The 274-nt window shown below is 63.5% G+C and carries 1 protein-coding gene; it reads right to left on the bottom strand.

All coding sequences use genetic code 11. From position 1 onward, the window contains the following. Window positions 1-274 (bottom strand): NAD(P)H-dependent oxidoreductase subunit E (locus SB751_RS30280; protein ID WP_410749057.1); only part of this gene is annotated, 274 nt, incomplete at both ends.

Genomic DNA, 274 nt, shown 5'->3' with positions numbered 1-274 from the left:
ACGGGGGAATCGCCGCAGGCGCCCATGCACTCGCCCTCGACCAGGGTGAACTGGCCGTCGGCGGTGGTTTCGCGATAGTCCACGCCCAGCTTGCGCTTGAGGTAGTCGCCCGCACGTTCGCCGTCGCGCAAGGCACAGGGCAGGTTGGTGCAGACCGCGATCTTGGTCTTGCCGACGGGCTTGACGTCGAACATGTTGTAGAAGGTGGCGACTTCCTGCACCGCGATGGGCGGAACGCCGATGTAGTTCGCTACATCTTCGATGATGTCGGTAG

The sequence above is a fragment of the Cupriavidus sp. SIMBA_020 genome (genome assembly GCF_046535395.1).
GTDB classification, from domain to species: domain Bacteria; phylum Pseudomonadota; class Gammaproteobacteria; order Burkholderiales; family Burkholderiaceae; genus Cupriavidus; species Cupriavidus campinensis.
The sequence above is the reverse complement of the archived record's forward strand: the minus strand, read 5'-3'. Positions and strand labels throughout refer to the sequence as shown.